The organism is Desulfosoma caldarium, from assembly GCF_003751385.1.
GTDB classification, from domain to species: domain Bacteria; phylum Desulfobacterota; class Syntrophobacteria; order Syntrophobacterales; family DSM-9756; genus Desulfosoma; species Desulfosoma caldarium.
The window spans coordinates 256,271-270,991 of the sequence record NZ_RJVA01000011.1; the positions used below are offsets into that span (position 1 = coordinate 256,271).

Annotated in this window: 13 protein-coding genes and 1 pseudogene; 9 read left to right on the forward strand and 5 right to left on the reverse strand. The window is 56.2% G+C overall.

The features are described from left to right. Positions 1-91 precede the first annotated feature (91 nt). The 3 genes from EDC27_RS07065 to EDC27_RS07075 are packed head-to-tail and all read right to left on the reverse strand — an operon-like array spanning position 92 to position 1,985. Complete coding sequence (locus tag EDC27_RS07065) at positions 92-409, reverse strand: cupin domain-containing protein (protein WP_123289908.1); 318 nt, start codon at positions 407-409, stop codon at positions 92-94. 35 nt (positions 410-444) lie between these two features. Next, complete coding sequence (locus tag EDC27_RS07070; protein WP_123289909.1) at positions 445-1,230, reverse strand: ATP-binding protein; 786 nt, start codon at positions 1,228-1,230, stop codon at positions 445-447. A 53-nt stretch (positions 1,231-1,283) separates the two neighbouring features. After that, positions 1,284-1,985 carry an HD domain-containing protein gene (locus EDC27_RS07075; protein WP_123289910.1) on the reverse strand — a complete coding sequence of 234 codons (702 nt, stop codon included), beginning with the start codon at positions 1,983-1,985 and terminating at the stop codon, positions 1,284-1,286. A gap of 219 nt (positions 1,986-2,204) precedes the next feature. On the opposite strand from EDC27_RS07075, the gene EDC27_RS07080 reads away from it, so the two are divergent. From EDC27_RS07080 to EDC27_RS07110, 7 genes are all read left to right on the forward strand, one after another. Further along, positions 2,205-3,032 (forward strand): TIGR02757 family protein, encoded by an 828-nt coding sequence (locus EDC27_RS07080; protein ID WP_170161666.1) that lies wholly within the window; start codon positions 2,205-2,207, stop codon positions 3,030-3,032. Next, positions 3,029-3,835, forward strand: coding sequence for a transporter substrate-binding domain-containing protein (locus EDC27_RS07085; RefSeq protein WP_123289912.1), 807 nt, complete (start codon positions 3,029-3,031; stop codon positions 3,833-3,835). The genes EDC27_RS07080 and EDC27_RS07085 overlap by 4 nt, the downstream gene beginning before the upstream one ends. Then, positions 3,832-4,572 carry an amino acid ABC transporter permease gene (locus EDC27_RS07090; protein WP_211334808.1) on the forward strand — a complete coding sequence of 247 codons (741 nt, stop codon included), beginning with the start codon at positions 3,832-3,834 and terminating at the stop codon, positions 4,570-4,572. The genes EDC27_RS07085 and EDC27_RS07090 overlap by 4 nt, the downstream gene beginning before the upstream one ends. Before the next feature lie 131 nt (positions 4,573-4,703). Next, positions 4,704-4,958, forward strand: coding sequence for a glutaredoxin family protein (locus EDC27_RS07095; RefSeq protein WP_123289914.1), 255 nt, complete (start codon positions 4,704-4,706; stop codon positions 4,956-4,958). Then, positions 4,955-5,290, forward strand: a complete 336-nt coding sequence (locus tag EDC27_RS07100) for a ferredoxin-thioredoxin reductase catalytic domain-containing protein (RefSeq protein ID WP_123289915.1) — start codon at positions 4,955-4,957, stop codon at positions 5,288-5,290. Before EDC27_RS07095 ends, EDC27_RS07100 begins: the two co-directional genes overlap by 4 nt. A 13-nt stretch (positions 5,291-5,303) precedes the next feature. Continuing rightward, the gene (locus EDC27_RS07105) at positions 5,304-6,275 is read left to right on the forward strand and encodes a tRNA dihydrouridine synthase (RefSeq protein ID WP_170161667.1); all 972 of its coding nucleotides are present in this window, start codon (positions 5,304-5,306) and stop codon (positions 6,273-6,275) included. A 25-nt stretch (positions 6,276-6,300) separates the two neighbouring features. Then, entirely contained in the window at positions 6,301-7,836 is a 1,536-nt protein-coding gene (locus tag EDC27_RS07110; protein ID WP_123289917.1) for an HDOD domain-containing protein, read from the forward strand. A gap of 502 nt (positions 7,837-8,338) precedes the next feature. Here EDC27_RS07110 and EDC27_RS07115 read toward each other — a convergent pair. Together EDC27_RS07115 and EDC27_RS07120 are read right to left on the reverse strand one after the other, a co-directional pair. After that, a pseudogene (locus EDC27_RS07115) lies at positions 8,339-9,291 on the reverse strand (IS481 family transposase). Between the two features lie 159 nt (positions 9,292-9,450). Further along, positions 9,451-9,633: a hypothetical protein gene (locus tag EDC27_RS07120; RefSeq protein WP_123289918.1), complete on the reverse strand. Its 183-nt coding sequence runs from the start codon at positions 9,631-9,633 to the stop codon at positions 9,451-9,453. Between the two features lie 348 nt (positions 9,634-9,981). Between EDC27_RS07120 and EDC27_RS07125 the strand changes: the two genes are divergently transcribed. Together EDC27_RS07125 and EDC27_RS07140 are read left to right on the forward strand one after the other, a co-directional pair. Continuing rightward, a complete protein-coding gene (locus tag EDC27_RS07125; protein ID WP_170161668.1) occupies positions 9,982-12,255 on the forward strand; it encodes a sigma-54 interaction domain-containing protein in 2,274 nt (757 codons plus the stop codon). A gap of 978 nt (positions 12,256-13,233) precedes the next feature. Further along, entirely contained in the window at positions 13,234-14,721 is a 1,488-nt protein-coding gene (locus EDC27_RS07140; protein WP_123289922.1) for a CaiB/BaiF CoA transferase family protein, read from the forward strand.

The window sequence follows — 14,721 nt, forward strand, 5'->3', positions numbered from 1 at the left end:
AAGTTAATTTGATGAGAACAAAAATTGTGACAGGGGCGAAGGAACCTGGAGGCATCTGGGCGTAGCGCCGTGGTGACGGCACGCGCGGTGTTTAGATGGGTGGCGCGATGGTCACCAGGACGCGCATGGGGGTTCGTGCCTGGACGCCATGGGGTTCGGCAATATTGCAGACCACAATATCCCCGGCCTTGGCGGGAAGGGTTTGTCCTTCCCCCGCGAGAAATTCTCCTTCGCCCTCGAGGACAATCAGGCTCACCTGCCCCTCGATGTCGTGGGCATGCAGGGGCAGACCTTGGCCCGGCAAGAAGTTGAAGTTCAGGATCTTAAAGTAAGGGGAATCGTGCACGAGCAGCCGTTTCATAGCCTTTTTCGAAAAATCGTTGGCTGTGAAGAGATTCATGTGCTTCATGGGCATTGTCCTTGATGGGGATGGTTCGTTGCGCATCAGTCCTGGTTTGACGAGGTTTGAGGGCTGTTGTCGGGGATGATGGTTCGAGTTTCCAGCACGTCGCCTTGAATGCCGACGACCACTTCTTCCAGGGGCACTTTTTTACCCGCGTTTTCCATGCCTTTGCGGACCACGCCCAACAGGGCCGAACAGCACGGAACTTCCATGGACAGCACGGTGACGCGGCGAATGGCGTTGTGGGCAAAAATTTTGGCGAACCGTTCCGCGTAGTCCATAATGTTGTCAAACTTGGGGCATCCGATCATGACCACACGACCGTTAAGGAATTTTTCATGAAAATTCGGCACGGCCACGGCGGTGCAATCGGCGGCCACCAGAAGATTCGCCTCTTGCAGAAAGGGGGCGTCAGGTGGAATGAGGCGAATCTGCACGGGCCAGTGGGACAGCGCCGATGCTGTGGAAGCGGGGTTAGGGTTGTGGAACGGAGCCGGCTCTTTCTTAAGCATGTGGATCTGATGCGACGGGCACTGAGGGACGGCGTGAAAGGTCCGGGCCTTTGCCGCTTGTCCGGCGTGCTTATGTTCCAGGTAGTGTTCCACGGCCTCGGGATCGAAGTCCTCGGCTTCCCTTTCAACAAGCTTCAAAGCGCCTTGAGGGCATTCGCCCAGGCAGGCGCCCAGGCCGTCGCAATAGGCTTCGGAGACCAGTGTGGCCTTACCGTCGATGATTTCGATGGCGCCTTCAGCGCAGGAGATAACGCATTGGCCGCAGCCGTCACAGCGGTCCGGATCGATTTCGATGATTTTTCTGATCACTTTCATGATGCGGACTCCTTTGAGCTAGACCTAGGATGAATGAATCGCGAGGGTGTCCGTCAGACTTTTTCGCCGCGCATAAGGCGTTCGGCCAGGGATCGTGCCGTTTCCGTAAGGAAGTCTTTCGACATGGTTTCCCGTTGAAACTCGGCCTCTTCGGGATGTTTGGCCACGATTTCCTCCAATTCGGCCAGGCGATGGGCGTCTCGAAGACACTGTTCATTAAGGCTTCCCTGGCCGCTGGAGTGGGCTATGGCGTCGATGACGGCGCAGACTTCGTCCACCAGGTCCGGGCGGGCTCCCAACCGAAAAAGCAGTTCTTTGGCCTTTGTGGAAGCCGGGTCCGGTGTTCCATTGGGCGTCACTTCGTGAAGCAGGGCGGCGATCAGCACCACCGCGGGATCGGCCCCCACGGGGACGGCCAGTTTCTCCGCGTAGCGGGCCACTCGGCCCGCATGGGCGATGCGTTTGAAATCGCGTCCGAAGTTTTTTTTCATTTCCACGGCCACTCGGTCCTTTAGAAGATTTTCCCTTTGTGCCAGCAGCTCCGGCGGAAGATCTCCCAGGCACTGGTCGGCAAACTTGCAATAGGCCGCGCAACCAAAGTCCATGCGAGGGTTCACGAACTTATGGCCGCATCGAGCGCACTTTCGGCTCGTTTCGTCCTTGAAGAATTCGACCGATTGTCCGCACTGTGGGCACTTGGCTTCAAAAATGGCCCCTGGTTTCCAGAACCGGCTATCTTGTCCGGGACATCTCATGACGGCACTCCTTTCTCGCGGCTCGGCTCGTGGTGATGCTTGCAGCCATAATCTAAGACCCTGACATGGCTTTTGCCTTGATTTAAGTCAAAACCGCCTTTTTTTGTAACACCTCCAGGCGAACTCCATAAGCGCTCTTGCCGTCAAGCCAAAATGCATTACAAAGAAAGAGAACTTTTGAATGGCGACATCTTGTCAAGGCGATGGACGGGCAAGGCGGTGAAGGATTCTGAGCGTCTGAAGTTTTTTGTGGACTTTGTGTTTGAACGGTTTCATCGCCGGGATATGGTGCCGCCCGATCCACTTCAATGCGTCTATGCCTATGAAAGGCTTGAAGATCGGGAAGTGGCGGCTCTTCTCGCCGCCTCCCTTGCCGTGGGAAGAGCGCAGAGCATCGTTGACCAGGTGCAGGGCGTCCTCGAGCGACTGGGGAACAGCCCTGCGTTCTTTTTACGAAACGCCAATGCGGCCGATCTGATGGCGGTGTGCCGAGGATTCCGGTACCGGTTTTTTCATGAGGAGGATCTTCGATCGTTTTTGAAGAGTCTTTCCCATGTGCTTCGTACCTATGGATCGCTGGAATCGGCCATGGCGTCTTGTTTGAAGCGGAGTCGAGGGGACCTTGTGAAGGGCATCGATCTCTTTGCGGGACTTATGACGCGTTCCGGCTCGGCCGAACCGCCGGCACGGCATCGACTGGTGGCCAGGCCGTCCTGCGGCAGTGCGTGCAAGCGATGGCACCTTTTTTTGCGCTGGCTTGTGCGCTGCGACGCCGTGGATCCCGGTGGATGGTCGTGCCTGCATCCAAGGGATCTCATGGTCCCTGTGGATACGCACATGCTGGCCATCGCCCAAACCTGCGGCCTCACCCAGCGCCGGCATGCCGATATGAAGACCGCCATGGAGATCACTGAAGCGTTTCGGCGCCTGCAGCCCGAGGATCCTGTGCGGTATGATTTTTCTTTGACACGAATGGCCATGAGGGAAAGAGAGCTTTTGGAAAAATGGTGGGAACTTTTCCAACATAGCAAAGGAGGCACGTCATGAGAAGAGCCCTGATCGTGGCGGTGATGATGGGCATGGTGTGGGCGTCGGTGGGCGCCCAAGCGGTGACGCCCCACGAAATTTTTCAGGCCAGCACCCTGAACCAAATCCTTCAGCGAGGCACCCTCATTGTGGGCATGGAGGTGGAGTACTACCCCTTTGAATATGCCGACACCAAGGGTGAACCCATGGGCTTTGATGTGGATCTGGCCAAGCTCATCGCGCAGGAGCTGGGCGTCAAACTGGAAATCAAGGACATGGAATGGACGGGTTTGATTCCGGCCCTTCAAAGTGGCAAGGTGGACTTGGTTATTTCCGGCATGACGCGCACTTTGGAAAGGGCCAAGGCGGTCACCTTTACGGAACCTTACTTCACCACGGGCCTGTGTGTGCTGTTGAGCGCCAAGAGGGCCGCGGATGTTAGCTCCGTGGAGGATCTAAACGCTTCCGGACGCATTCTTGCCGTCAAAACAGGGACCACAGGAGACCTGGTGGCCACCAAACGCTTTCCCAACGCCACCATCAACCGGTTCAAAGATGAAACCGCCTGCGTGCGGGAAGTGGTGGAAGGGCGGGCCGATGCCTTCTTTTATGATCAGATTTCCATTGCCAAACACCACAGCCAGAACAAGAGCACCACGCGAGCCATTCTTGAGCCCTTTACCTATGAACCCTTTGCCATGGCCTTGCGCAAGGGGGACTTTGACTTTCTCAACTGGCTGAACACCTTTCTGGACACCATCAAAGGTGACGGCCGCTATGACGCGTTGTACAAGAAACACCTCGGAGCCGTGATCCATCCATGATGTATCGCATCGCTGTGCGCTGTCTTCTTGGGGCCTTGGTCGTTGCGACCTTGGCCCTTTTGTTGGGCGCTCTGGAATACCCTTGGAATTGGCGAGTTCCATGGCAGTATCGAAGCCTTTTTATCAAAGGGTTTGTTTACACACTGTGGATTTCCCTGGGTGCCATCGCCATGGGTTTTGTCATGGGTGTGGCCGGAGGGTTGGCTAGGGTTTCCAGGAACGAAATCCTTCGAGCCCTGGCGTCCTATTACGTGGAACTCTTTCGCGGCACCCCATTGCTGGTGCAGGTTTATATTTTCTATTTTTGCCTGGCCCCGGCCGTTCGCTATGACAATCCGTTTGTCATCGGCATGGTGACGCTGGCCTTCTTTTCCGGAGCGTACATTACAGAAATGGTACGGGCCGGCATTGAATCCATTGATCCGGGGCAAATCGAGGCGGCCAAATCCACGGGCCTCAGCGACCGTCAAACCATGCGCTACGTGGTGCTGCCTCAAGCTTTTCGGCGCATTATTCCACCGGTGACAGGACAATTCGTTTCCTTGATCAAGGATTCGTCGCTCTTGTCCGTTATTTCCGTGCGAGAACTGACCAAAGCCTCGGAAGTCATCAACGCCACCACCTACAAGACCTTCGAAGCCTACCTGCCCTTGGCGCTGCTTTACCTGGCCTTGACCTATCCCTTGTCCTACCTGACGCGAAAGCTGGAACAGATCCTAAGCAACGGAAAACCATAGCCGTTTGAAAAGACAGGCCCTGCGCCGCTTCCATTTCGCTCAACTTGCGTTGGACAACCTGGGCTTTTATGTTAGAAGGGCCAGAGAAAAGATTTTGTCAACGGCTATGGATAGCAAGAAGGAGAAGTCGCATGTCGGACAAACCGGTCAAGCTCTACGCACTGAGCACCTGTATTCATTGTCGCCACACGAAGGATTTTCTCAACGAGTGCGGCGTCGCCTATGACTGTGTGGACGTGGATACTCTACAGGGCGAAGAACGCCAAGCGATGATCGAAGAGGTTAAGCGTTTCAATCCGAACTGCACCTTTCCGACCATCCTTATTGGCGATAAGGTCATCGTGGGGTTTCGAAAGGATGAAATTCAGGAGGCTTTGAATCAATGACGGCCGCTGAGCTTTATGAAAAGCTTCGCCCCATTCAGGAAGCCAAAGGTTTCTACTTCAACCGAGATCTTGAGGGCATGACGTTGCCTCTTCTGGAAAGCCTTCTCATCAACAAAAACCGGTACGGGTACATGGTGTGCCCGTGCCGATTAGCGTCCGGTGACCGCGAAAAGGACCAGGACATCATCTGCCCGTGCGCCTATCGAGATCCCGACGTGGCGGAATACGGCAGCTGCTACTGTGGCTTGTACGTGTCCCAGGCCTGGAATGAGGGAAAGATCCCTCGTGTGGTGGTTCCCGAAAGAAGACCCCCGGAAAAGATGTTTTTCTGAGATCAGGATGAATTTGCCAATTCCATGGGTCATGGCTCCCATGGCCGATTTGACCCATGCGTGTTTTCGAGATCTGGTGGCGCAATGGGGTGGATGTGGACTTTACTTCACCGAAATGCTCAACGCCCGCATTGTGGCGTCTTCCCGTCCAGAAAAAGATCCTTACTGTGCCGCAGGCCTGAAGGATCGACCCCGTGCATGCCAAGTGGTGGGGGACGACCCTGTCGTGGTGGCCAAGGCCTTTGAAAAGTTGCAAGCTCTTGGCCGATTTGATGTTTTTAACTTCAATCTGGGCTGTTGCCGGGGCATGCCGGCTCGATACGGATGGGGGGCTGCTCTGTTGCAGCGTCCCCAACGAGTGCGTGAAATTCTCAGGGAAGCCCGGCGCGTGCTGGAAGGCCCGTTCATGGTGAAGATGAGGATTCCGGAAGGGCCCAACGAGACGGCGCAGCGGTGGGCGGAACTGTTGCACCGGTGCGGCGTGGATGCGGTGGTGTTACATGCCCGTTATCCACGGGACCTTTTCAAAAGGCCCGCGCGTTGGGATGTTTTGAAGCAGTGGAAGCGCCTTCTTGCCATACCCCTTATTGGAAACGGCGACGTGTTTTCACCCCAGGATGGGCTTCGCATGATGGAAGAGACAGGATGCGATGGGGTGATGATTGGTCGAGCGGCCCTGATGCGTCCCTGGATTTTTTCGGATTTATGCCATCTTCGTGCCACGGGCACCCTTCCCGATCCCCCGAATGTGGCTCACGTGGTGGGACAATACGGACTTCTCCTTCGTCAACGCGTGCCAGAACGGGAAGCCGTGCGGCGTTTTCGCCATTTTGCCTTTTGGATCTGCCAGAACTATTCTTACGGAGCCTACTACTACCACAAATCGTGCCGCGCTTCGACCTTGCAGGCCATGGTGGAAACCCTGCAGGGCTTCGTGTCCCGGGATTCTCTGCCCGACTATCCCGTTCGGCCCTTCATGATGTGAGGGGACTAGGAGTGGCGAGAACCTTATGAAGGAATCCGACAAAGGGACAACGGCTGGGGCGGTGCAGGTGTCCGGGTTTCGAGGGGCCAATTATTGGGCACGCCAGGTGGGACGCGCCGAATTGCCGATCCTGCGTTCGACGGTCATGGCCATCGCTCGCGTGTTTTCCCAGACCGGCACGTCCTCCGCCGCCATGGCCGAGGCCGTGGCCAAAGACCCTTTCATGAGCGCCCGAATTCTGCGCATGGCCAACAGTGCCTTTTACAATCCCGGTTTGAAAAAAGTTATAGCCATTCCGCGAGCCGTGGTGGTTGTGGGATTTGATGCCGTGCGCCAAGCGTGCCTGTTTGCACGCTTTGTGGAAGAAACCTACAGCGACCAACGGCTTTACGAGATTGTGCGCTGCGCTCTTCGCGCCTACAGACAGGCTCTGATGGCCCAATGGATCGGAGAGACCCTAAGGGACGGCTCGCCGGAGGAGCTGTATGCGGCTGGATTGCTTTTGGATATTGGACTCCTGAGCCTTCTGTGCGTGGTTCCTTTGGAGACCGTATTGGCCTTTCGGGAAAAACGCTCCCGGTGCGCCGCCACAGAACAACCCGCGATGGAAAAGGAGGTGTTTGGTTTTGAAACGCGCCGGCTCACGGTGCGCCTTGCCGAAGAATGGACTTTGGGGGACCTGGTCAAAAAGGCGGCCCTGCATCGGGAAGAAACCGATGCTCGCATTCAATGCGTGCGCGCCGCATCGGCGCTCTCACTCGCCTTTGAGCAAGGACGCGAATCCGAAGCGTGGACTGCGGCACTGGAAGCGGCGGTGGATCGGTTGAAAGTTCCCGAAGCGACCGTGCTGCGCTTGCTGGAAGCCGCCGAAAGAAAGGCGCGGGAATTTTCCCAAGAACTTCCGATGACAGAGGAAGCGTTGTTGACAGCCAAAGAACCGACAGCGGCGGCCAAAGAAAAGGACGTGATGGCCACGCGACTCGTTGAGATTCGAGAGCAGGAACCCCCGATGCTGCGCGAGGATCTCTGGGGACCGGCCGATGCCGAAAGGCAACTGGAACTTCTGGATGACCTGCTGGCGTACCTGGTGGATGAGGCGCGCGGACACTCCCAAGGTGTTCTCGATCGAGCCGCACGCGGCCTTCTCGAAGGGGCCGGCTTGGACCGCCTGGGCTACTTTCGCTTGACACCCGATGAAAGATTCCTTGAGTTGAAAAACCTTTACGGGCCCTTGGATGCTCGCTTTCAAGGCCTGCTCGTGCCCGTTGAGCCGTATCCCAACCTCTTGGCCCACGTCCTTCGAGGACCCGCGTGGCTGTGGGTGCATGAGAAGAGTCCACCCAGCATCAAAGGGCTCATCACGCCGGAGGTACTTCAATTTTTTCCCGCTCGAGAACTGTTCGTGGGACGGGTGGGATGGGCGCATCAACCGGCCGGCGTTTTTGCCGGAGATCGTCTGCCCGGAAACCGGCCCCTGGACGAAAGGGCTTTTCTGGCCTTTCGTCGATTCTGCCACCTGGCGACCCTCGGCCTTGCCCTCCTGCGCCGCACTGCGCCCTGAGAAGCCGTCTGCAAAGGCAGCCTGGAAAAGCGCCTCATGCCGTGCGGCGCTCTTTCGCCGCGAAGACATGAGGACTCTCTTGAACAAGGGGCTTCGGCCCCTATTCTCCGAGTAAGGTCAACATCGTCGGGGACTTACCCGCGCGAGTTCATGGCCTGTATTCCCTAGTTCTTGCGGCCGAAAATAGTCACTCTCACGCACGCGTGAGCCTATAGTTTTTTGGGCAATTTTTTGCGGTCTCGCCCGCGTCAGTCCCGCGCATGCGGGAGTCCACAACATGCCACAGTTTCCTTCCGGCACCCAAGAACACGTTGCTCACCCGCGTTTTATTTCCAAACAGCTCAGCCCCTGGCGCGCATTTAAAAGGCCGCGACACACCCCCCTGTTCCTTAGCCTGTGAGCGTTTTCGAACACTCCGTTGGCAACGCGATTGATATCAGCCAAACACAAGCTTTTCGCTTCAAAACAAGACCTTTTGAGCTTTATTCATGGAGCGAAAGAGCTAGCTGTGTAATTTCATGACGTCTTTCATGGGGACGCCTCTTCGGCTAATCGGTGGCCGGTCATGGAGGCTGGCGTGGGGCCGATGCCAGTTGTCCTGATGCAGACAAAGCGGGGTTTTTGGACTCGCTGTTCAGAGCTGTCATAGGACTGTGCATAAGCCCATTCACGCAAGGCGGTTTGTATAAAGCGTTCGGCCTTGCCATTGGTTCGGGGGGCTGTATGGCTTGTTAAAGCGGTGTTTCAGGCCAAAGCGTTGGCAAAGACGTTCAAAGCGTCTCGAGCGGTAGGCGGCACCGTTATCGCTCAATACGCGCTTGAAACGAAATCCCAGCGGAGCGTTGTCGCGGACTGTCTGGAGCGGGGCACGGCTGGCGCTCCGTGCGGTTTCATCGGGCTGGAAGGTTGCAAAGCCTAGCCGGGAGTGGTCATCAATGGCAATGTGGACGTAGTCCCAGCCAGCGCCATGTGTATTTTGTTGCCGGTTTCCGGTCACCCGATGCCCTGGGCGCTGGAACCGGCCCAATTTTTTGATATCCAGATGCAACAGGTCACCCGGGGCTTCATGTGCGTAGCGGTTGTCCGGTCTGGGTGGCTTCAGCGCGGACAGACGGTTAAACCCTGCCCGCTTGAGGAGTCGAGCGACCGTGCTCTGGCCATTACCGACGGCGTGGGCGATCTACCGATAGGTTTGCCGTTGTCGCCGCCTGGCAAGAACCTCGTTGACCACACTGGCTTGGGCGTTGCCAGCGGGCTGCGGTGGGCTTGGAATGAGCGGGTTTCCAAGCCACTTACGCCTTCTTCGGGGTAACGACGAAGCCCCTTGTACACGGTTCTCACACGGACACCCATCGCCTGGGCGATTTCGGTTGGTCTAAGTCCTTCCTCAAACACCCTGCGCACGAGCAGGACACGACCATGGAACGTTAGACGTGCATTCTTATGGTTGTTCACTCTGACCTCCTGGTGGATCGTATTGGTTTGCTCGCCCTATTTTTGCCAGTTGGTTCCGGATGAACAACCTACGAAGAGATCACAGCTAGAGACAAAGCAGCACACAAAAAAAAGCCCGGCGCACACCGGGCTTTGACTTGCTGAAGAGGCGGCTTCAAACTAGTGGACCGATTCGCGCTCCGTCACCTCTTCTCCAGCGTCTCGAGCCCATTCCGCATGGAGCCGGTCGGCCCAGAGATCGCCACCACCACCCAAAAAGTCAGCCACATTTTCCACGCCCCAGTGCGTCATCCACAGTGGCCGGCCTTCCTTTCGTAGCTTTTCGATGTTCAAGGTCACCATGGGCAACCTCCTTTGCTGTCTTGAGAATTGTTTCTCGTTATTCCTTTGCTTGACAAACTAAAACCTTTTTCCTTCAGGTCAAGGGGCGGGTTGGAGAGCGGTTGAGGGAGCCTTTTTTCCGGCGAACTTTGTTGACAGATTCCCCGTGCTGGTGCCATAGTGTGAGCAACTGAGCGGGTTTTCCTGTGCATACTCATGGCAGTCGTTCATCCTCCCTGTCCCTGTCCCTGTCCCTGTCCGAAGGCTTTTGAAGAATCTAGATGGTTCATGTCGGGTTTTGGCTTTGGGGGTCCTTGCGATGAGGGGTTGTCCCTAAGAGATGCGCCACCCAGCAGACGAAGGACTTCCATGGATCGGAGGAGTGGGATGGGCGGAGACACCTTTCGAGGGTTTTTCCTCGTCGATGCCACATGGAACATCATCTATCTGAATGATGCGCTCAAACAAGCCCTGGGCATTGCCTACGGCCCACATACGCCGCGGTGGCCTCTGGAAAAGCTTCTCAAGGTTCTGGGATGTTCCATTTCACCGCGCCAACTGGCAGTGGATCTACGGCGGGCAGGAAGCAAGCCCGTGGAGTACCAGGGGGGCGTGAGCGCTGAAAGGCAAGGATGGCGCGTGGTTATGGAGGCGGTGTCTGTCAAGGCTAAGGTGGCCTTGGTGGGCCTGATCTATGAGATGGGTGCCCCTCGGCATTTAAGTGTTGTCGAGGGCGGAAATGGGAGTCTTGTCCAATGGGCCGTGGAGGGGTTACGTGAAGGTTTTTTCGTCGTGGAAGCGCGATCCAAGATCATCGTGTACGCCAATGAAACGTTTCATTTCAAGCGAGGTTTAAGGCCCCCTCTGGCCATCGGCAAGCCTTGCTATCAAGCCGTTCGAGGCCTCATGGATCCGTGCACGTCTTTGGGCCAAACATGCCCGCTGGAATTCATGGATCCTGAGGGGCGCCACGCCTTTTGCCCAAACGGGGATGGAAACACAAACGATATGCCTGTGGTGCGGTTGACGCCCCTACGGCAGGAAGGCGAAGGCTTGTACGTGGTCGGCATGGAATGGGCCGATAGCCACAAGGCGTGGGGGGAAGGGGCGGGCCGGAAAGTCTCAAGGGTTGGCGACAGGGCAAAAATCCGAAACGCTCCAAGTTACGAGAGGCTACAGCACGTGGTGTCGGAAGCCACACGAGCTCCCACCCTTAGCAGCCTTCTTGCCGGGCTTTCTCAGGCTGTGCGCCAAGATGTGGGCCCGGTGGACGTGGTTTTTGTCTTGCCCGATGCGGCAGGCAAAGACCATTTGATTTTTTGCGAACCTTCGACCGTTGCTCCTCAAGCCCTTCAAAACTTGAAGAACCTTTTGGTGGAAGCCAATCGAACGGGGAGGGTTTTTGAGAGGTTGCGGCGAGGGTTGTCAAATGGGCAGAGCGCGGAGGCGGCCGAGACCCTGCGGGAAATTCTGCGGCGTTGGGCCGCGCCGCGATACGTGGTGCACTTTGGTCTTTTAAATGCTTTGCCAAATGGCTCGCCAAGGGCTTTAGGCGTGTACGTGGGGCTCTCCGACACCGTAAAAGCTCTTTCCCAAGATGTGCGCAGTTACATGGACACGCTTTTTTCCCTGACCTCCGAAGCCATAAACCGCCTTGTGATGGAAGAAACCGCCGTGGCCAGCCCTTCTTTTCACGACGTCGTTCTGACGAACCGAGATGGCATCATCGGGTGCAGCAAGGAAATGCGAGAGGTGAATGAACTCATCGACCTGGTGGCTGCCTCCGACGCCACGGTGCTCATCACCGGAGAAAACGGCACGGGCAAGGAACTCGTCGCCCACGCCATTCACAACCGTAGTCATCGCAAAAAGGGACCGTTCGTGGTTGCCCACTGCTCCGCCTATTCTCCCACCCTACTGGAAAGCGAACTGTTCGGCCACGAAAAAGGCGCCTTTACAGGGGCCATTCGCCAAAAGAAGGGCCGCGTCGAAAGAGCCCAAGGCGGGACCCTCTTTTTGGACGAAATCGGGGATATCGCTCCTGCCACCCAGGTTTTGCTTTTGCGTTTTCTGCAGGACCACCGCTTTGAGAGGGTCGGTGGAGAATCCACCCTACAGGCGGACGTGCGGGTCTTGGCGGCCACGAACCGCAACCTGATCAAAGAAGTGGAAAACGGCCGATTTCGAGATGACCTCTATTACCGACTCAATGTTATCTCCATCCATTTACCGCCCCTGCGAGACCGCAAAGAGGACATTCCCCATTTGAGCCATTACTTTCTCAAAAAATATAGCGCCAAAGAGGGAAAGACCGTCAGTGGGTTTTCCTCCGGAGCCCTACAGACCCTGATGGACTACGATTGGCCGGGCAATGTGCGGCAATTGGAAAACGCCATAAGTCATGCCGTCATTCTGGCTCAGGAAGACACGATTCGGCGCCAACACCTGCCCCGTTTTCTCGTTCACGCCCACGAAGCGGCCCCCACCGCCTCCCTGATAGAAAACGAAAAGCGCTTGATTCTTCAAGTGCTTCGTCAAACCCAGTGGAACAAGCACGAAGCGGCCCGAAAACTCCAGGTGAGCCGAAGCACGCTTTACAGCAAAATTCAACGTTACGGCTTGCGACCCGAAGGCAGCGCCTAAATTCTGGAAAATAGAGTCGGAAAAAAAACAACTGAGATTTGTGTAAGATAACCAGAAGTATAAACGTGAAATGGCAGGCTCTCCGTCGAATTTCGGACTGATCATGCGACACAAGGCTGCCCCAAAGCTTTGAAAGCCGCCAAAGCCAAAGACTTCATGAATCCTTTAAGAGTCTGAAAAGAAATCGAGAACGGGTGCGTGAAATGAAGCACAATCATAGCCGCCACACATGGCACGGAAGTTGTGAAATAAGCAATGGCGATCAAAAAGGTGGTCCTTCGAGCCTGTGGATGGTTCCAGTGCCGGAGCGTTCCGGGCGGTCGTCCCTTTTCCTGTTCCCCTTTCTGACGATGAGGCGGCGCTTCCGTTCCTCGTACTATTTCCCACGGTTGGTCTTTTTCCATAGCCACGTCGTGTTGATGGATGGTTAGGTAAGTGTGAAAGATTGTCAGCGTCCCTGATGTCACAAAGCGTCCTGAACTGTTGTGAGCCGTGCGGCCGTGAGCCCGTCGGCCGCTGGCCTTCGCAAAAATTTGCTGTCTATCGCTTGAAGACAAGGCCGTCCTGTCGCGGGTGCGGAAAGGTCGGCGAGAAGCTTCACAAGGCGTTCTAAAAAGCTTGAGGCATAGGGCGTTGTCGGGTGGGGCGTGATCTCAAAAGCGACGGGTTTTTTGATCTCTGAGTCGTGGTGAAACCAGGAGCCCCCGGTGCCTCTTGAGCGTTCTTCAAAGGAGAGGGAGCCGTTGGAGGCGATCAAAGGCTCAATCCGGGCACGGACCTCGAAAGGCGGCAAGGTCTGATGCGAGGCGCTGAAATCTTGGCGCGGAAAGGGGGTGGGAGTGGGCGAAAGGGCTGCATGAAGCACCGGGACTTCGGGGCCAGGACTTCCCTTGTTGGAGGGGCAGGATTTGGGGTTGCGAAGCCCGAAGGTGCAAAAGTGTCGATGGGGAAGGTTCAGGAACTTAAGGAGGTCAAAAGATGGCGAAAAAAGCTCGGGAAGTGGAGATTAACAGTCGGGAGGATACCCTGCCATTGATGGGGCCGGATGTTCGGCCCTGGCCGGTCACACCACCTCCGTCCCCGGAGGAAGTGGCGGCCGTCTATGCGCGCAGAAAGGCGGAAGAATTCGGCAAATGGTGCGAGGACAATCTGCGGATTGACTACGCGCGGGGCAAACCAGAAGCCCTGCAAGGGGTTCGAGTCCTGTCGTGCGGTCAGTGGCGCATGGGTCATAAGTTTGCTTCAGGACTTTTGAGTGAACTGGGTGCCGAATTGATCAACGTGGAGCCGCCTACGGGGGATCCCCTGCGCAAGCTCAGCCCGTTCGGCCGCGAAGAATACATGTTGGAAGACAAAAACGGTGACAAGTGCGGTTTGGACTTCATTCATGAACTGCGGAACGCCTATTCCGTGACCATTAACTTGGAAACGGAAAAGGGCCGCGAACTCTATACCAAACTGGCTCAGCATGCGGACATTTTGATCGAAGAATATCCACCTGGATACATGGACAATCTGGGTATCGGCTATCGGCAATTGTCCCAGATCAACCCGAAGCTCATCTATTGCTGGATTGGTGAGCATGGCCAATGGGGGCCCATGAAGGACAGGGTGTCCAAGTATGGCCAGTGGATGTTGGATCCCTTTGGCCAGGCGGCCTGTTCTTTTATTCACAACACGGGTTTTCCCGAGGACTTGCTGCCTCGAGGCAAGGGCGGCGATCCCACCCGATCCGGCGTCTGGTTCGCCGACTACGTGGCTGGGGAACAGACGGCGGTCAATGCCCTGGCGGCACTTTTCTGGCGTGATGAGTTTAGTGGAGAAGGCCAATTTATCGAAACCACGGCTGCCGAAGCCCTCATGGATATTTTGGACTTCGATATCACGTGGTACGGATTTAACAAGAGCATCAAGGCCCGCACGGGTGGTTGGGATCCCAACCTGAACCAGTATGCCTGGAACCCCTGCAAAGACGGTTACATGATGATCGGGGGCCAGACGGACCGTCTGTGGTACCGTATCGGCATGTGTATTGAGCGGGAACTGCCCATTTTCGGCCGTCTGATCCACGAAGACCCGCTCTTGAAGGAAATGGCCGCCCGCAATGCCCTGCAGGCCCTTACCAAAACCTACACCATGACCGCCATGTGGCTGCGCAACATCAACCGCGTGGAAGCCGAAGAAAAGCTCATGGAATACGAAATTGCAGCGGGCCCGCTGCTCTACATCGACGAAGTGGCCGAGTTCCCGCATTTCAAGTATCGCCCTTGGGTGAACGTGCTGGAAGATGAACAGTATGGAACGTTGATGTATTCCGAGGCGACCACGGCCTACCAAATGCGGACCCCCGCTCGCGTCAAATGGCTCGGACGACCTCTGGGCCATGACAACGCCGAAATTTTCATGAAATACATCGGTTTGGGTCAGAGTGAATTGAGGGAACTCAAGGAACAAGGAGTGATCTGA

What these genes read in the sequence shown, in the direction of transcription:
- EDC27_RS07065 (WP_123289908.1), bottom strand. Translation starts at nt 409, where the DNA reads ATGAAGCACATGAATCTCTTCACAGCCAACGATTTTTCGAAAAAGGCT.
- EDC27_RS07070 (WP_123289909.1), bottom strand. Translation starts at nt 1,230, where the DNA reads ATGAAAGTGATCAGAAAAATCATCGAAATCGATCCGGACCGCTGTGAC.
- EDC27_RS07075 (WP_123289910.1), bottom strand. Translation starts at nt 1,985, where the DNA reads ATGAGATGTCCCGGACAAGATAGCCGGTTCTGGAAACCAGGGGCCATT.
- EDC27_RS07085 (WP_123289912.1), top strand. Translation starts at nt 3,029, where the DNA reads ATGAGAAGAGCCCTGATCGTGGCGGTGATGATGGGCATGGTGTGGGCG.
- EDC27_RS07090 (WP_211334808.1), top strand. Translation starts at nt 3,832, where the DNA reads ATGATGTATCGCATCGCTGTGCGCTGTCTTCTTGGGGCCTTGGTCGTT.
- EDC27_RS07095 (WP_123289914.1), top strand. Translation starts at nt 4,704, where the DNA reads ATGTCGGACAAACCGGTCAAGCTCTACGCACTGAGCACCTGTATTCAT.
- EDC27_RS07100 (WP_123289915.1), top strand. Translation starts at nt 4,955, where the DNA reads ATGACGGCCGCTGAGCTTTATGAAAAGCTTCGCCCCATTCAGGAAGCC.
- EDC27_RS07110 (WP_123289917.1), top strand. Translation starts at nt 6,301, where the DNA reads ATGAAGGAATCCGACAAAGGGACAACGGCTGGGGCGGTGCAGGTGTCC.
- EDC27_RS07120 (WP_123289918.1), bottom strand. Translation starts at nt 9,633, where the DNA reads ATGGTGACCTTGAACATCGAAAAGCTACGAAAGGAAGGCCGGCCACTG.
- EDC27_RS07125 (WP_170161668.1), top strand. Translation starts at nt 9,982, where the DNA reads ATGGATCGGAGGAGTGGGATGGGCGGAGACACCTTTCGAGGGTTTTTC.
- EDC27_RS07140 (WP_123289922.1), top strand. Translation starts at nt 13,234, where the DNA reads ATGGCGAAAAAAGCTCGGGAAGTGGAGATTAACAGTCGGGAGGATACC.